This is a genomic window from Kytococcus sp. HMSC28H12 (assembly GCF_001816045.1).
Lineage (GTDB): Bacteria > Actinomycetota > Actinomycetes > Actinomycetales > Dermatophilaceae > Kytococcus > Kytococcus schroeteri.
The window spans coordinates 1-2256 of record NZ_KV824498.1 but is presented as its reverse complement, the minus strand read 5'-3'; the positions used below and the strand labels follow the sequence as shown (position 1 = coordinate 2256).

The following is a 2256-nucleotide window of genomic DNA, read 5'->3' as shown; positions in this document are numbered from 1 at the left end:
GCCCCCGCCGTGCCGCCGAGCTGCTCGAGCGGGTGGGCCTGGGCGGCCGGGCCAAGGCCCACCCCCGCCAGCTCTCGGGTGGCCAGAAGCAGCGCGTGGCCATCGCGCGGGCCCTGGTCACCCACCCCAGCGTCCTGCTCTGCGACGAGGCCACCAGCGCCCTGGACCCCGAGACCACCAGCAGCGTCCTGGACCTGCTGCGCGAGCTCACCGCGGACCTCGGGCTGACCACCGTTCTCATCACCCACGAGATGGACGTGGTCACCCGCGTGGCCGACGGCGTCACCCTGCTGGCCGACGGCCACGTGGTGGAGTCCGGCTCGCTGGCCGAGGTGGCCGCCACCCGCGGCAGCGCCCTGGCCTCCCAGCTCGTGCCGCGCCCCGTGCGCGCCCTGGACGCCGCCGACCTCCCGGCCGGCTCCCGCATCGTGACCGTCGACCTGGCCACCCAGGACGAGAACGCCGTCATCGCCGAGCTGCGCGCCACCGGCGCCGAGGTGCAGGTGGCCGCCGCCCGCGTGGAGAACGTGCACGGCGCCCGCGTCGGCACCCTCGACCTGCTCGTCACCCAGCCCTCCACCCACCGACAGGAGATCCCGGCATGACCCGCGACCGCCTCATCGAGGAACTCATCGACGGCACCTGGGACACCCTCTACATGGTGGGCCTGTCCTCGGCCATCGCCCTGCTGCTCGGCATCCCGCTGGGCGTGCTGCTCGTGGCCACCGCGCCCGGCGGGCTCTTCCCGCACCGGGCGCTCAACTCCGTGGTGGGCGCGGTCGTCAACGCCGGCCGGTCCATCCCGTTCATCATCCTGCTGGTGCTCATCGCCCCGCTCACCAAGAGCCTGGCCGGCACCACCATCGGCCCCACGGCCGCCGCCGTGCCGCTGACCCTCGGGGCCATCCCCTTCCTGGCGCGCCTCGTGGAGACCTCCCTGCGCGAGGTCGACCCCGGCAAGGTGGAGGCCGCCACCGCGATGGGGGCCACTCGCGGCCAGGTGATCCGGTCGGTGCTGCTGCCCGAGGCCCTGCCCGGCCTCATCGCCGGACTCACCGTGACCGTCGTGGCCCTCATCGGCTACTCGGCCATGGCCGGCGCCGTGGGCGGCGGGGGCCTGGGCGACCTGGCCATCCGCTACGGCTACCAGCGGTTCGACATGACCGTGACCCTGGCCTGCGTGGCCGTGCTCATGGCCCTGGTGGTGCTGGTGCAGTTCCTCGGCGACACCGCCGCCCGCATCACCCGCCACTGAGCGCCCGCCCGGGTCACCGGGCCCTGCCGCCGCGCGCCGCGCGGCACCCCCTCACAGCCCGCCACGCCGCAGCGCGTCGTGGTGAGGGCACCCCCTACCCACCTGACCGGAGGACCCCGTGCACACCACCTCGCACACCACCCCCGCCCGGCGACGCACCGCGCTGGGCCTGGCCGCCCTCGCTCTCGCCGCCCCCGCGCTCACCGGCTGCGGCGCCGAGGAGACCCGGGCCGAGGAGGACGGACGCCCCGTGCTGCGCGTGGCGGCCACCCCCACGCCCCACGCGGACATCCTGCGCCACGTCGACGAGGAGCAGCTGGACGCCGAGGCCGGCTTCGAGCTGGAGGTCGTGGAGTTCACCGACTACCTGCAGCCCAACGCGGCGCTCGACGAGGGGTCGGTGGACGCCAACTACTACCAGCACCGCCTCTTCCTGCAGAGCCAGGAGCAGGCCGCCGGGTACGACCTCGCGGTCGTGGCGCCCATCTCCAACCAGCCGCTCGGCCTCTACTCCGAGGAGGTCGACTCCCTGGAGGACCTGGCGCCGGGTTCCCGCGTGGCCATCCCCAACGACCCCACCAACGGGGCCCGCGGCCTGTGGCTGCTGCAGGAGGCCGGACTCATCGAGCTGGCGGACACCGGTGACCTCCCGCCGACGCCCGAGGACGTGACCTCCAACCCCAGGGACCTGGAGTTCCTGCCCGTCGAGGCCGCCCAGACCTCCCGCTCCGTCGGCGACGCCACCCTGAGCGCCGTGCCGGGCAACTACGCCGTGCAGGACGGTCTGGACACCGACGACGCCCTCGTCCTGGAGGACCCGCGCGACGAGCGCTTCGTCATCAACCTCGTGACCACCGCCGACCGTGCCGACGACCCGCAGCTGGCCGCCCTGGCCGACGTGCTGCACGGCGACGCGGTGGGGGAGTACATCGAGTCCACCTGGCACGGCACCGTCGTGCAGGTCGACTGACCCCACCCCGCCGCCCCACCCCGTCCACCCA

General features: G+C 74.5%; 3 protein-coding genes. All 3 read left to right on the top strand.

All coding sequences use genetic code 11. From position 1 onward, the window contains the following. A partial coding sequence (locus HMPREF3099_RS07190) for an ATP-binding cassette domain-containing protein (RefSeq protein WP_141762042.1) occupies window positions 1-605 on the top strand: 605 nt, incomplete at its 5' end. Beyond that, a complete protein-coding gene (locus HMPREF3099_RS07185; protein WP_070705358.1) occupies window positions 602-1255 on the top strand; it encodes a methionine ABC transporter permease in 654 nt (217 codons plus the stop codon). The genes HMPREF3099_RS07190 and HMPREF3099_RS07185, both read left to right, overlap by 4 nt. A 118-nt stretch (window positions 1256-1373) precedes the next feature. Further along, window positions 1374-2225, top strand: coding sequence for a MetQ/NlpA family ABC transporter substrate-binding protein (locus HMPREF3099_RS07180; RefSeq protein WP_070705357.1), 852 nt, complete (start codon window positions 1374-1376; stop codon window positions 2223-2225). Window positions 2226-2256 lie beyond the last annotated feature (31 nt).

Bases quoted from the DNA above. Each gene is read 5' to 3' on its own strand.
- HMPREF3099_RS07185 (WP_070705358.1), top strand. From the start codon at position 602: ATGACCCGCGACCGCCTCATCGAGGAACTCATCGACGGCACCTGGGAC.